Origin of the sequence: Psychrobacter sp., assembly GCF_018260395.1 — a bacterium.
Lineage (GTDB): Bacteria > Pseudomonadota > Gammaproteobacteria > Pseudomonadales > Moraxellaceae > Psychrobacter.
The window spans coordinates 15620-30527 of the sequence record NZ_JAGLBC010000015.1 but is presented as its reverse complement, the minus strand read 5'-3'; the positions used below and the strand labels follow the sequence as shown (position 1 = coordinate 30527).

Annotated in this window: 12 protein-coding genes; 8 read left to right on the top strand and 4 right to left on the bottom strand. The window is 37.9% G+C overall.

From position 1 onward, the window contains the following. Positions 1 to 72 precede the first annotated feature (72 nt). The 4 genes from QZ265_RS02575 to metG form a co-directional block, all read right to left on the bottom strand. Positions 73 to 1095 carry an ABC transporter substrate-binding protein gene (locus tag QZ265_RS02575; protein WP_296403102.1) on the bottom strand — a complete coding sequence of 341 codons (1023 nt, stop codon included), beginning with the start codon at positions 1093 to 1095 and terminating at the stop codon, positions 73 to 75. Positions 1096 to 1451: 356 nt separating this feature from the next. Further along, complete coding sequence (locus QZ265_RS02570) at positions 1452 to 2480, bottom strand: ABC transporter substrate-binding protein (protein WP_296403100.1); 1029 nt, start codon at positions 2478 to 2480, stop codon at positions 1452 to 1454. 68 nt (positions 2481 to 2548) lie between these two features. Beyond that, on the bottom strand, positions 2549 to 3577 hold the full coding sequence (locus tag QZ265_RS02565) for an ABC transporter substrate-binding protein (protein ID WP_296403098.1): 1029 nt from the start codon (positions 3575 to 3577) through the stop codon (positions 2549 to 2551). Between the two features lie 357 nt (positions 3578 to 3934). After that, positions 3935 to 6034 carry a methionine--tRNA ligase gene (gene metG, locus QZ265_RS02560; protein WP_296403096.1) on the bottom strand — a complete coding sequence of 700 codons (2100 nt, stop codon included), beginning with the start codon at positions 6032 to 6034 and terminating at the stop codon, positions 3935 to 3937. A gap of 451 nt (positions 6035 to 6485) precedes the next feature. Here metG and QZ265_RS02555 point away from each other — a divergent pair, with 451 nt between their 5' ends. From QZ265_RS02555 to QZ265_RS02520, 8 genes are all read left to right on the top strand, one after another. Further along, positions 6486 to 7187, top strand: coding sequence for a CoA transferase subunit A (locus tag QZ265_RS02555; protein ID WP_296403094.1), 702 nt, complete (start codon positions 6486 to 6488; stop codon positions 7185 to 7187). Between the two features lie 113 nt (positions 7188 to 7300). After that, a complete protein-coding gene (locus tag QZ265_RS02550; RefSeq protein WP_296403092.1) occupies positions 7301 to 7930 on the top strand; it encodes a CoA transferase subunit B in 630 nt (209 codons plus the stop codon). Between the two features lie 119 nt (positions 7931 to 8049). Further along, on the top strand, positions 8050 to 8847 hold the full coding sequence (locus tag QZ265_RS02545; RefSeq protein ID WP_296403090.1) for a 3-hydroxybutyrate dehydrogenase: 798 nt from the start codon (positions 8050 to 8052) through the stop codon (positions 8845 to 8847). A gap of 651 nt (positions 8848 to 9498) precedes the next feature. After that, entirely contained in the window at positions 9499 to 10791 is a 1293-nt protein-coding gene (apbC, locus tag QZ265_RS02540; protein ID WP_296403087.1) for an iron-sulfur cluster carrier protein ApbC, read from the top strand. A gap of 63 nt (positions 10792 to 10854) precedes the next feature. Next, complete coding sequence (locus QZ265_RS02535) at positions 10855 to 12135, top strand: DUF2804 family protein (RefSeq protein ID WP_296403086.1); 1281 nt, start codon at positions 10855 to 10857, stop codon at positions 12133 to 12135. Positions 12136 to 12638: 503 nt separating this feature from the next. After that, positions 12639 to 13214 carry a dCTP deaminase gene (gene dcd, locus QZ265_RS02530; protein ID WP_296403083.1) on the top strand — a complete coding sequence of 192 codons (576 nt, stop codon included), beginning with the start codon at positions 12639 to 12641 and terminating at the stop codon, positions 13212 to 13214. 321 nt (positions 13215 to 13535) lie between these two features. Continuing rightward, on the top strand, positions 13536 to 14192 hold the full coding sequence (locus tag QZ265_RS02525) for an NADH-quinone oxidoreductase subunit A (RefSeq protein ID WP_296403081.1): 657 nt from the start codon (positions 13536 to 13538) through the stop codon (positions 14190 to 14192). A gap of 15 nt (positions 14193 to 14207) precedes the next feature. Beyond that, the gene (locus QZ265_RS02520) at positions 14208 to 14876 is read left to right on the top strand and encodes an NADH-quinone oxidoreductase subunit B (RefSeq protein ID WP_296403080.1); all 669 of its coding nucleotides are present in this window, start codon (positions 14208 to 14210) and stop codon (positions 14874 to 14876) included. Positions 14877 to 14908 lie beyond the last annotated feature (32 nt).

The following is a 14908-nucleotide window of genomic DNA, read 5'->3' as shown; positions in this document are numbered from 1 at the left end:
AATAAAATAAAACGTTCACGTTCACACTTAAATACAACTTTTAATTGAATGCAATCCAGCATGAAACCAAAGCTATTCAATCACTTTATCAGCTTTATCGATAACAGATTGAGGCAACTTAAATCCTTGTTCGGCGGCATGATTTGGACTTACAAATAAGCTTAAATTTTGAGGCCGATATATTGGAATACTGCCGGGCTTTTCACCCTTTAAAATACGACTAACGATTTTACCTGTTTCACGACCTAAATCAAGATAGTTAACGCCTAATGCTACTGCTGCACCTCGTTTAACCGAATCTGTATCTTGAGCAATGATAGGAATTTTGTTTTCAGATGCAACTTGTGCCAGTGATTCAAAGGCTGAGACGACGCCATTATCATTAGATACATAGATCATATCGACTTTATTTGCCAAGCTTAATGCAGCTTGGTGTATCTCATTACTACGCTGCGCCGGTGCATCATGAATAGTAATGCCCATCGGTGCCAAACGTTCTTTTAGGTTTTTTAGAATAACGGTTGAATTAACTTCACCTGGGCTATAGACATAACCAACATTTTTTAAGTTTGGAATAGCCTCTTTCATAAGATCGATTTGAGGCTCATAAGGCATAGCATTGGTAGCTCCGGTAACATTAGTACCTGATGCGCCAAGGTTAGGTACCAATTTTGCAGTTACAGGGTCAGTAACGGCACTAAAAACTACAGGTATGGTATTAGTGGCCGATACAATAGACTGCGCCGATGGCGTAGATATGGCGACAATTACATCAGGGTTTTCACCTACATATTGTTTGGATATCTGGCCAGCAGTAGCTGGACTACCTTGTGCGCTTTGAAATCTAAGCTCTAAGTTTTTACCTTCTTCAAACCCCTGATCTTTCAACTCTAATATTATTCCTTTACGCACATCATCTAATGCAGGATGTTCAACTATAGCAGTAATAGAAACTTGTTTAATATCAGTAGAGGCAGTTTTATCGTCTTTAACATTATCAGCAGAGTTTGAGGCGGGCTGGTTACAGCCTGTTAAGATAGCTGTGGCTAATCCACCCCACATAATCATTCTTACAAATCCATTTGTATTAAACATTTAGTAAACTCCATTAAATTTTAGGGCAATCGTAATTCGTAAATTGTCTTAGCATATATATTTAGGAAAAACTAATTAAAAAGCTAAGCTAACCAACTAACCAACTGGGCATCTAAGCAATTAAGCATCTAACCAACTGGGCAACTAAGCATCTTAGCAACGATACTACGTTAATAAACCATATGAAAAACCAATATTTAGAATCTATGCTAATAAATTAAGGAAATAAATTAAGGAAATAAATTCATCGAATAAAAAGGCATATGACATTTATCATATGCCCAAGGGATTACAAGCTATTTATTATCCATCTAAATTCTTTTAGTATTCAACTAATTTATTAAGAATTTAAAACTCTATTTAGCAACTTCTTTAGCTTTATCGAGAATTGATTGAGGCAATACAATCCCTTGTTCAGCAGCGTTACTCTTACTGACGTATAAATCTAAAGTTTTTGCGGTATAAACTGGGATAGAGCCTGGTTTTTCACCTTTTAAGATTTTAACCACAATTTTACCAGTTTCACGACCTAAGTCATGATAGTTCACACCCATTGCTGCCACAGCCCCACGTTTTACTGAGTCGGTATCTGATGCAATTAAAGGCACTTTACTTTCTTTAGCCACTTGATATAAAGATTCATAAGCGGATACGACATTATTGTCGGTAGAAGTGTAAATCACATCTACCTTATCTGCAATACTGCGTGCCGCCATAGCAATATCATTGCTCTTCTGAGCAGGTGCAGAATAAACTGTAATACCCATCGGTTTTAGTTTATCTTCTAAGTTTTTCAACACTATTGTTGAGTTAACTTCGCCTGGGCTATATACATAACCTACATTTTTGAGATTGGGTATGATCTGCTTCATCAAATCGATTTGTGGCTCGTAAGGAAGCGCATCAGAAGTTCCAGTCACATTAGTACCGGAGCCGTCCATACTTTTTAAAAGTTTGGCTTCTACTGGATCAGTCACAGCAGAAAAGACAATAGGAATTGAATTGGTTGCAGCAGCAACTGATTGAGCTGAAGGCGTAGCGATGGCTACGATAACATCGGGATTATCACCCATGAACTGCTTGGCAATTTGACCTGCAGTTGCCGTATTGCCTTGCGCACTTTGAAAATTAATCTTAAGATTTTTACCATCTTCGTAACCTGAAGCAGCAAGCTCTTCTATGACACCTTGACGTACGGCATCTAAAGCTGGGTGCTCAACAATGGCTGTAATCGCCACTTGTTTAACTTCAGTTGCAGCCGGCGTTTCTGCATTACCGTCTGTAGCTTTGGTAGTATCGCTAGTGTTGTTATTACAACCTGTTAGAACTGCTGCTGCCACGCCACCCCACATAAGGGTTTTGATAAAACGATTTTTGTTGTACATGGATAAATCTCCTATAAGGAAAGACTTTCTTATAAACTTATATTCATAAGACAATTAGGGTAGGGTTCTTATTTAGACTCAGTGCTAGGCTTTGTTTCATCAACATTAATGCCCTCGGCTATAACAGAAGAATCCAAGGTAATGCCTTGCTGTTTGGCATGTTTTGGACTGACATATAAGGTCAGTTTATTCATAACTTCGGGTTTAATATTAACGATCGCTTCCCCATTTAGCACTCGGTATACCATCTTTCCAGTTACCCGCCCAAAGTCATAATCATTAACCCCAAGTGCAGCGGTAGCACCACGGCGAACACTGAATTCATCAGAAGTAATAACTGGAATTTTCATCTCATTGGCAGCGCCAGCCATAGCTTCAAAGGCGCTAATGACGTTATTGTCTAATGAAGTGTAAATTACATCAGCACGACCTTGTAGGCTGCGAGTTGCCATAGCCACATCAGTAGGGCGATTGGCTGGCACTTCTAAGATTTTCAAACCACGGGCAGGAGCGGCTGCTTGTAATTGTTTTAACACAGCAACTGAGTTCGCCTCTCCTGGACTATAGACATAACCAATAGTTTTTGCATTAGGCACAATCTTTTGAATTAAATCTAAAGGAGGTTCAATAGGCAATTGGCTAGATAGACCAGTCATATTGGCTTGGGTAGGAACGTTATTGGTAGTGAGTAACTTAGCGGCTATAGGGTCTGAGATAGCAGTATAGATAATGGGAACTGTAGTGGTAGCTGCAGCAATGGTTTGTGCAGATGGGGTAGAAATTGCAATAATGGCATCTGGCATATCTCCAGCAAATTGCTTAGCAATTTGTCCCGCAGTTGCAGTATTGCCCTGTGCACTTTGAAAATTAATGGTTAAATTTTTACCTTCAACATAGTTATTGGCGGCCAGCTCTTCAATAATACCACGGCGAATTTCGTCCAAGGAAGGATGTTCTACTATTTGAGTTATGGCTATGGTTTTGGCTGATTGGGTCGCTGTTGTCCCAGTCGCCTTACTCGTATCGGTGGTTTCGGCTGAAGGCTTATCAGTACAGCCGCTTAATGTTGCCAAACTAATCCCAAAGGTCACGACCATTAATCTATGCCAAACCTTTTTAGTTTTTAAAGTTGAATGAAAGGCACTATTACTAGCACTAGTCCTCTTAGCAGACGACGATAATAAGGATGAGTTTGACTGTATTTGCATTGATAACCTATTAAAATTAAACAGTGTAAGACTATATTACAATAATGTAACACAACTAGGAAATAAAAAAAGAAGCCAAAATGCTTTAGCTTCAGTTTAAAAGCGACTGTGATAAGTAAAACTTATAAAACTAAAAGCCGATGAAACTAATAATAGATAACTTTAATATCGGCTTTCATATGACTAAAATTTCAGAACCTAAGCGATTGCAATTAAAAACAAGCAGTACTTAACATACGCTATTTACTAAGCTAGCTTGTCACCTACTTTACAGTCATCTGGTACTGTGACCACTACTAAACTAGTTTTAGGATCTCCAGAGGATAAAATCATGCCTTCTGAAATCCCAAACTTCATTTTACGTGGTGCAAGATTGGTCACACAGATAACCTTTTTATTCACTAACTGGTCTGGTTGGTAGAACTTGCGAATACCGCTAAATACGTTAATCGGCTGTACTTTACCAATGTCTAATGTGAATTGAAGTAGTTTATCCGCCCCTTCAACATATTTACAGTTAAGCACTAGGGCCACAGTCATCTCAACTTTAGCAAAATCATCAAACTCTATATAATCATTAGCGGCAGTATCATGAGTGTTATTTGACGAGGATTTAATATCGTTGGTTACAGTAGCTACTGAAGATGTTGGTGTTGTCTCTAAGTCTTGCTTAGAGTCTTCAATCATCGCATCAATTTGAGATTGTTCAATACGCTGCATTAACGGTTTGAACTTATTGATTTGATGACCCAACAATAAGTCATGACGACTTGCAAAGCTTAAGTTATCAAGATTAAGGAAGGCTTTTGCGTTGTCAGTAAGCTCTGGTAATACGGGCGCCAAATATACCATCAATTGACGGAAAATATTGATGGCGACAGTGCATACCTGTTGAACTTCTTGTTCTTTGCCTTCTTCTTTAGCCATTGACCAAGGTTTTTTGCTATCGATATATTCATTGGCTTTATCTGCACATTGCATAATTAAGCGCATAGCACGACTAAACTCACGATTTTCGTAAGCAGTAGCGATCTCCTCACCCGTACGAACAATGTCATTAACCAGTTCAGGTTCAGCACAAGTTTCAGATAGCATCCCATCGTATTTTTTAGCGATAAAGCCGGCACTACGGCTTGCAATGTTGACCACTTTACCTACCATGTCAGAGTTTACTTTTTGCATAAAATCTGCAAAGTCCAAGTTCATGTCTTCTACTTTATCTGACAGTTTGGTCGCAAAATAATAGCGTAGATATTCAGGGTGTAAATGCTTAGCAAAGGTTTCGGCTTGAATAAATGTACCACGCGATTTACTCATTTTCTCGCCATTGACCATCAAGAATCCATGAGCAAAAACACTGGTTGGCGTGCGATATTCTGCTCCAGCTAACATGGCAGGCCAGAATAGTGCATGGAAATAGACAATATCTTTACCAATAAAGTGATATAGCTCAGTTTTATGCTGATTTTGCTCCAACCAATAGTCATCAAAATTCAATTCTGGTTTTAAGGGGTCAGTTGAACCTTGACGCTGTTTGCATAGGTTTTTAAAACTGGCCATATAGCCAATAGGAGCATCTAGCCACACATAAAAGTATTTATCAGGTTCGCCTTCTGGCGTATCTGGAATCTTGAATCCAAAATAAGGACCATCGCGTGATATATCCCAGCTAGCAAGCCCAGATTCAAACCATTCTTGAAGCTTATTTGATACAGAAGATTGCAGGCGATCTTTATCTTTGGTCCATTGTTTCAAAAAATCTTCAAATTCAGGTAAATTAAAGAAGTAGTGTTTCGAGGTTTTTAAGACAGGCGTTGCACCAGATAAGGTTGAGTATGGGTTTATAAGTTCTGTGGCATTATAAGTGGTGCCACAAACCTCACAATTATCACCGTATTGATCTTTCGCTGAACATTCAGGGCATTCACCTTTTACGAAACGGTCTGCTAAAAATAAACTTTTTTCTGGATCAAATAACTGCTCAACATCCTTGGTTGAGATGTGACCTTCAGCACTTAAACGGCGGTAAATGAGCTCAGAAAATTCTTTATTTTCTTCTGAGTGAGTGGTGTGATAGTTATCATAGCTTATTAAAAACTTAGCAAAATCAGCTTGATGTGAGCTTTTAACTTCTGAAATAAGCTGTTGTGGAGTAATGCCTTTTTCTTGAGCTTTTAACATAATGCTTGTGCCATGGGCATCATCGGCACACACATAAGTTACCTGATGACCCTGAGCTTTCATAGCTCGGACCCAGATATCAGTTTGTATATGCTCTAAAAGATGGCCCAAATGAATATTGCCATTGGCATAGGGAAGGGCACTGGTAACAAGAATTTGACGCACAAAATCACCTATCTAGTTTATTAATATTTTGGTAGTAATCACAATATAAAAAAGTGTGACTATGATAACGCAAATGACAGAAAAATGGGAATTAACCTACCTAAAATAGCCAGCATGCGTTAACAAGTTGTCAAAGTAAATATGTTATAAAGGTTCAAGTTAGTTGAGCTTATAAGTTAATCGGGCTTATAAGTTATTCAGGCTTATAAAATAATACAGATAGAGAGCATTTTGAGTACAAATATCCTGAAAATATAAAAGGCATATGGGAAATAATAGTTAATAATAGGATGTTAAAGTAATAGAGTTGGTAGATAACTTTTAAGTGAGAATTTAACAAACATTTGTTAAATTAGATGTTGGTTTTAAGACAAACAGTAGCACTAACTGTAAGTTCTAAAATTCGGATATTTACCATAATATAACTATAGATTCAAACAAGGAAAGAATAATGAGTCAATCAAAACTATACGACAGCGCTGAATCTGCCTTAAAAGACATAATCCAAGATGGTCAAACTTTAGCTATTGGTGGATTTGGCCTTTGTGGCATTCCAGAAGCTCTTATTTTAGCACTTCGAGATAGTGGTGCTACCGACTTAACCTGTATTAGCAACAACGCTGGGGTCGATGATTTCGGTCTAGGTTTATTATTACATACGCGTCAAATCAAAAAAATGATTTCATCCTATGTGGGTGAAAATAAAGAGTTTGAACGTCAGTTTTTAGGCGGTGAATTAGAAGTCGAATTGACGCCACAAGGAACTTTGGCCGAAAAACTTAGAGCTGGCGGTGCTGGTATTCCAGCTTTTTATACAGCGACTGGTGTAGGTACGCAAGTGGCAGAAGGAAAAGAGACGCGCGAGTTTGACGGTCGCACTTACATTTTAGAATATTCGTTGAAGGCCGATGTGGCTTTGATTAAAGCGCAAAAAGCAGACAAAGCTGGCAACTTAATCTTTAATAAAACGGCTCGTAACTTTAATCCAGACTGTGCAATGGCTGGTAGAATAACCGTCGCTGAAGTTGAAGAGTTAGTTGAAATTGGTGAGCTTGATGCAGATGAAATTCATCTACCGGGTATTTTTGTGCAAAGGGTGGTTGTCAATAATAGCCCCGAAAAACGCATCGAAAAAATGACAGTTAAAAAATAAATCAGCTATTGCTGACCTTGATGGCTCGATACTCAATTATAAATACGCAATAACCAATAACCTATATCCTATAATCGATAACAAAGATAAAAAAGACAATAAGGAGTATTCAAATGGCATGGACTAGAGAGCAAATGGCTCAACGAGCTGCTCAAGAATTACAAGATGGCTTTTATGTGAACTTAGGCATTGGATTGCCAACTATGGTGGCCAACTATATTCCTGAAGGAATGAATGTATGGCTTCAGTCTGAAAACGGTTTATTAGGCATTGGCGAGTTTCCTACCGAAGAAAATGTTGATCCAGATTTAATTAATGCAGGTAAGCAAACTGTTACTGCAAAGGCAGGCGCAAGTTTTTTTGGTAGCTCTGAGTCTTTTGCCATGATCCGTGGTGGTCATGTCAACCTAGCAATCTTAGGGGCTATGGAGGTGTCTGAAAAAGGCGATTTAGCCAACTGGATGATTCCAGGAAAAATGGTTAAAGGCATGGGCGGAGCCATGGACTTAGTGGCTGGCGTGCAACGTGTCATTGTACTTATGGAGCAGATCAATAAGCATGGCGAGCCTAAAATACTTAAACAATGTGAGCTGCCTTTAACTGGCGAGAAAGTGGTTCATAGAATTATAACGGAACTTGCAGTATTAGATGTTACTGACAACGGATTAAAGTTGGTTGAACTTGCAGATGGGGTTAGCTTTGAAGCGCTTCAAGATAATACTCCGGTCACAATTGCTAAGTAAGCTTATTTGACAGATACCTTTTATACAGACATCTGTTTATTTATCACTATTTTTTAGCCGCTGCTTTAGTGTTAATGGTAGCTGCCAAGCATCTCACTCTAAGACAAGGTAATCTAGCAATGACTCATTTAAATCAAGATTTAACTGGAAAAGTGGCATTAGTAACAGGTGCTGCCAGTGGTATAGGCCAAAAAATTGCTGAAACATTGGCTCAAGCTGGTGCTGCGGTTGGAATAGCAGATTTAAAATTAGAAGCGGCTCAAAAGGCGGTTGATTCTATTACATCTAATGGTGGTAAAGCGTTGGCTATTGAGATGGATGTATCTTCTGAAACTGCGGTAAATGACGGGGTTAAGTTACTAGTTGAACATTTTGGCAGTATAGATATTTTGGTTTCAAACGCCGGAATTCAAATCATTAATCCTATTCATAAATTGAGTTTTGAAGATTGGAAAAAAATGCAATCTATCCATTTAGATGGCGCTTTTTTGACGACCAAAGCTGCGCTGCAATATATGTACGAAAATGATAAAGTAGGTACTGTTATCTATATGGGTTCTGTGCATTCTCATGAAGCTTCCTTATATAAAGCACCGTATGTTACTGCTAAGCATGGTCTTTTAGGATTATGCCGAGTATTGGCAAAAGAAGGTGCTCAATACAATGTACGCTCGCATGTTATTTGTCCAGGATTTGTAAAAACGCCATTGGTCGAAAAGCAAATACCTGAACAAGCAGCAGAAAAGGGCATAACTGAAGAAGAAGTGATTAATGACATTATGTTAGTGAATACTGTTGATAAAGAATTTACTTCAACTGAAGATATAGCACAACTTGCCTTATTTTTAGCGGCATTTCCAACCAATGTCTTTACAGGTCAATCAATAGTCGCCAGTCATGGTTGGTTTATGAGTTAGTCCTTTTTAATGCTTAAATGCATTGATTATATTGTTTGCATAAGTGCATTGCTTAAGTTGTTTGCTTAAGTTGCTTAAAACAACTGCAACTAAAAGCAAATTGGCGAGTCTAAGATAAAAATCATATCTTTGTTTTATCAAAGCACATATATTTTTATACTAGCAAAGTTTGTAGCCAATAATAAAATTTATTTGGACATATTAAAATTTCCTTGATTTAATCTATCCAAATTAAAGTTAGTGTTTATAGCCTAAATTATGATCCAATAATAGATTTATTGGCTCATTTTTTTATTCAGTTATTATTAAATTCTAATAATTAAATTCTTATAATTAAAGTTAAATTATTTAATTCTAATAGCAGCTTGCGACAGACTTTTAAAGAAGTTGTCAAAGAGAGCGACAATATTTGTATATTTTAATCCTGAAGATTAGGTGGCACTGAATTCATGGTTACTTGCAGCAAGTCTTTCAAATTACTAGATTAGATACGTTCAAAATAATGATATTAAAAATAGCATTAAGGTTATCGTGGTTTTTTTAAGGTATATATTCCGCTAAACTGGAACCCTAAACAGTTAAAAGTTGAGTCATTTATTGACCATAAAAGCGCTACATGAACTGGCGATACTACGTTGCTAAGGGACAAAAATGTTTGATTTTATAAAAAAGACCATAAATAAAAATAGTGTTAAAAGCGGTATTATTCAGCAAGATCAACAATTAGAACAAATTGTAAAACAGGTAATGACCAATTATCCTTTGGGGCAGGATAGAAACGAAGTGATTAAGTTTCAGCATCATGGGGACGTCGTAACTTTAGACTTGCGACTTGATAAAAGTGCTGATCCAGAAGAAGTGCAGAGACAGTTTGGTCAACGTTTGAAACCTTATGGTATAGGAGAAGTGAATTTAAATATTACCTTGCTGCCTAAAGCGACTGGAGTCGACACTATGCCAAATAACAACATCATTTCTAACGACAATACTGTTTCAAACAACATTGACATGCCCATTAGCTCTACTAAGGGAAGTAGTAAAACCCTACCTAAAACCATTGATGCCGCCGCTGCAATGAAGCCGGATGAAGCTGTTGAACCCCCTATAGCTAAACGGGCGCCAACTCAATCGAGCTTACAGCCGCATCCACGCATCAAGCATATTTTAGTAGTAGCTTCAGGCAAAGGCGGAGTAGGTAAATCAACAACCTCAGTTAATATTGCCTTAGCACTGCAAAAGCTAGGTAATCGCGTAGGCGTGTTAGATGCGGATATCTATGGGCCATCTATGCCTACTATGCTGGGTGTCGAAAGAGTCAAACCCCAATTAGAGAATGAGCAATTTGTCCCGGTGGAGGCGCATGGTTTAGCTATGTTATCAATTGGCAGCTTATTAGACGGTGATAATACACCTGTTGCATGGCGTGGTCCAAAAGCTACCGGAGCCTTGATGCAGCTGTTTAATCAGACCAACTGGCCGATGCTCGATTATTTAGTAATTGATATGCCACCGGGTACCGGCGATATTCAGCTTACTTTGGCGCAGCGTATTCCAGTTACAGGCGCTGTCATTGTGACTACCCCTCAGCATATTGCATTAATGGATGCACAAAAAGGTATTGAGATGTTTAATAAAACCGGCATTCCAGTAATCGGAGTGGTGGAGAATATGGCGCTGCATACCTGTTCAAATTGTGGCCACACAGAAGCTATCTTTGGTGCAGGTGGTGGGCAGACTATTGCCGCAGAATATCAAGTGCCTCTATTGGGTCAGTTGCCACTGGCTAGTGAAATTCGTGCCCAAGCTGACAAAGGTCAGCCTAGTGTAATTGCCAATGAAGGACAAGGCGATAGTTACGCTCATTTTTATATTGATATTGCAAAAAACATTGAAGCTAAGATAGCTAAATTTGCCAAAAAGCGTGATGACAGTCGTATCTTTTAAAACTTGGTCTATTAGGCTGCTATCGAGTTGGTGAATATGGATTAAAAAGTATAGGGATTTAGCATGTCTAACAAGGAAGATAGCAGTATAAACAGCGAAATTAACAAGGAATTAGACAACAAAACACATAGCAATTCGGTCTATAAATTGAGGTCAATTGAGCAATTAATTGAGCAAGGTCAACCTCAGTTTGGCGTTTTTGCTAAGGTTGGGCAGGTAAATTATTTGGACTATCATAGCCATTTAATTTCACAAAAACCGATTGCAAGTTGGCGTAAGCATTTAAAAGTCAATCAGTTTGCATTTATTCAAATGGTACACTCGCCTTATCGTATCTGTATAGCTATCGCTACTATCAAGCTTGCAACCACCGCATTTGTTTATATGTATAATGAGCGGTCAAAAAATTTTGAAATAGTAGAAGCATTACAACCTTTTACGCTTAATACTGTTTTTAAAGGCGATCACCAAAACGGTGAAATGATTTTTGAGCATGACAACCTTTGTGTAAAAATGTATTTTTCGCCCAAACTGGTAAGTCTAAAACTGAATAGCAAATTTTTTTCAATAAATGCTGACTTACAGCGGTCTAGGCAACCTTTAGCGATGTGTTCTCCTTCTGGTAGACGAGGTTGGACGTTTACCCAAAAAGAACCCTTTGCACAAACAGTAGGAGAGCTTCTAGTTCACGAACGCTCCAAACACTATGCCAAAGCAATGGGAACTCGTTCGCAATTTTCTAACTCCCATAATTCTAATAACCTTAATTTTAACAACCATAATTCTAACATCAATGATTTTAAAAACACTCAATTTAAAACCACTGATCTTAAAACCAATAAAACTAACTCTAATAATTCTCCCTCTAATAAGCTGGTACTTAGTGAGGCAACTCGTGCCAACTTAGACTGGACACTCGGTTATATGCGCCATATAACCAACTGGTTTTGGTGCTGTATCAATAGTCAACTTGATGACCAACGACAGTTTGTGCTGAATTTATCTATGGGTGTAAATGAAACTGGGGTAAGTGAAAATGCGTGCTGGCTTGATGGTAATATTTATTATCTACCTCCAGTCATGTTTCATAGAAATGAACATCGTGGTAAAGCATATGCAGTTTGGAGTATAACTCATCAGAATTTAGGGTGGAGTATGATAGAAATTGATTTAACCTTTAACCCTATAGAAGTATATAAAAAGACTGACAATTATGCAGTGATAGCCAGTATCTTTGAGCAATGGATTGGTTACTATTCTGGTCACATTAAGTTATATACTGGTGAGATTATTGTATTGGACAGGATAATGGGATTAGCAGAAGACCACTATGCAAAATGGTAAATACTTCATATCAATACTCTAAAACTAACAATCTTATAATAGCCTTGAACTTATAAATAAGAGTCTTTTAAAATAAAGAGTTAGAAACAGACTTTCAAATTTTAAAATAGTCTAGTTTGCAGCTCCCATAATTTCAACTGATAATGTTTACAATTTTATACGCATAATATCGAGTATGGTTAGCACTATGATATTAAAGAGCGTAAAATAGCTACATAAAATAGCTTGTTGGGTCAGGGCAAACGCACACTTTTCTGGAATTCCATTTAAAATCAAATAGTTATAAATTTAGGTTTTAATTTTCTGAATTTATAAGTCACTGAAAATATTAATTTTTTTAAAAGTATGCGTTTGCCCTGCTTGTTGGGTAATACTTTAAGTAACAAAGCTGTAATTAACGGGTTGAATCTCTTATAATCAACCTTTTTTTATGTTGTTAATTTATTGAAGTGCTACTTGTATATTTTGAGTTATTTTTTGAATCAACTGTTTAAGGGTGTAAAATGTCAATTAAATCTGACCGATGGATACGTAAAATGGCTGAAGAAAATGGAATGATTGAGCCATTTGAAGCCGGACAAGTCCGTTTTAATGACTTAGGCGAAAAGCTAGTAAGTTACGGTACCTCCAGTTACGGTTATGATGTGCGCTGTGCTCGTGAATTTAAGGTTTTTACCAATGTGCATTCAGCAATTGTAGACCCGAAAAACTTTGATCAAAATAGTTTTATTGATATTGTTGGAGATGAGTGTATCATTCCACCTAATTCTTTCGCATTAGCACGTACAGTTGAGTATTTTAGAATTCCTCGCGATGTTTTAACTATCTGCTTGGGCAAGTCGACTTATGCTCGCTGTGGTATAATCGTCAACGTTACGCCCTTAGAACCAGAATGGGAAGGGCATGTAACTTTAGAATTTAGCAACACCACTACTTTACCGGCACGTATCTATGCAGGAGAAGGAGTGGCTCAAATGCTGTTTTTCCAAAGTGACGCTGATGATGTTTGTGAAACCAGTTATAAAGATCGTGGTGGTAAATACCAGGGTCAGATTGGGGTAACCTTACCTCGCACTTAATGTTAAGCTTTAAAGTATTTAGTTTTTCAAGAGACTAACATTAACGAATAATAGCAATTATAAAAATAAGAATTCAGACATTATTAATCAAAAATTTAACGAAGGGTGCGGCTTTACGAAGTCATAAATGTTACTGCTTGTAAAGGCTTATATTATTTTCAATCATGACCTCCGCATTCAGTAATTAATTAGCATTTTGTCACTAAAATAAGTATAGTAACCCCTTAATTTTGCCAGCCAATGTATCCTAGTATTAACTACTCTAATAATATCTATTTATAGTGATGATATAAGGATACGTGCCAGTGAGGAGATATATAGATGAATTCCGCCTTTAATTGGTCAGCATTAGCCTTTATCTTGGCTGCTATTGGGTTGGTAGTATTCATGCTAGTAGTTCCACGTCTATTAGGTGGGCGCTCTCAAGGTACAGAAAAAGAAGAAGTGTTTGAATCGGGTGTTGTCGGAGCTGGCGATGCCCGTATTCGTATGTCCGCCAAGTTTTATCTTGTAGCCATCTTTTTTGTTATCTTCGACTTAGAAGCCTTATATTTATATGCTTATTCAGTCTCGGTTAGGGAAGTGGGCTGGATTGGCTTTGCTACTGCAGCCGTATTTATTGGTATCTTATTTGTAGGCTTAGTATATGAGCTTAAACTTGGTGCGATGAACTGGGCACCTTCGGATAAGCGTGGTAGAAAGGAGCGCTTAACTCAGGCGCCAGCAGGTTTCAATCTAGCTAGTATTACTCAATTTAATGGTATTGAAGAGCTTCATACAGACCCAACTGGCAAAATACCTGCCCAATCATCTGGACAAGTGAACGTTTCTAACGATATTAATGCCAATAAACGTCATTTAGACAATATCGATCGTATTAACGTTACCGGAAATGTGACCAGTATTGATTTTAGAGTCCCATCAAATAATTCGTCTTTAAATAGTAAACCGTCTTCAACTAACAAATCGTCTTCTTAAGTTAAGGGTTATATCATGAAATATACGCTAACCCGCGCAAATCCTGACGCCGATACTTATCCTGCGCAAACTCGTCAAACAGTTAATGATCCTATAGAGGATGAGGTAAATCGTAATGTGTTTATGGGTAAGCTTGAGGACATGGTGCATGCCTCTGCCAACTGGGGGCGAAAGCATTCATTATGGCCATTCAACTTTGGTACCTCATGTTGCTATGTTGAGTACGCAACTACCTTAACTGCGGTGCATGACTTATCGCGTTTTGGTGCTGAAGTTATTCGCGCATCCCCTCGCCAAGCTGACGTTATGATTGTTGCAGGAACTTGTTTTGTAAAGATGGCCCCAGTTATTCAGCGTTTATATGAGCAAATGCTTGAGCCTAAATGGGTTATATCAATGGGTTCATGTGCAAATTCAGGTGGCATGTACGATATTTATTCAGTGGTTCAAGGAGTGGATAAAATCATTCCTGTAGATGTCTATGTACCAGGATGTCCACCTCGCCCAGAAGCTTTAATCCAAGGGTTGATGCTATTACAAGACTCAATCACTAAAGAGCGCCGTCCATTAGGCGCTTATGTCAATGATAAAGGCATATATCAACCTCAAATGCTACCTGAGCGTGATCGTAAGCAAGCAGATCGAATTGCAGTTAAAAACTTACGTAGCCCGGACAGTATATAACTATAGGGTGATTAAAACTATCTAACAACTAT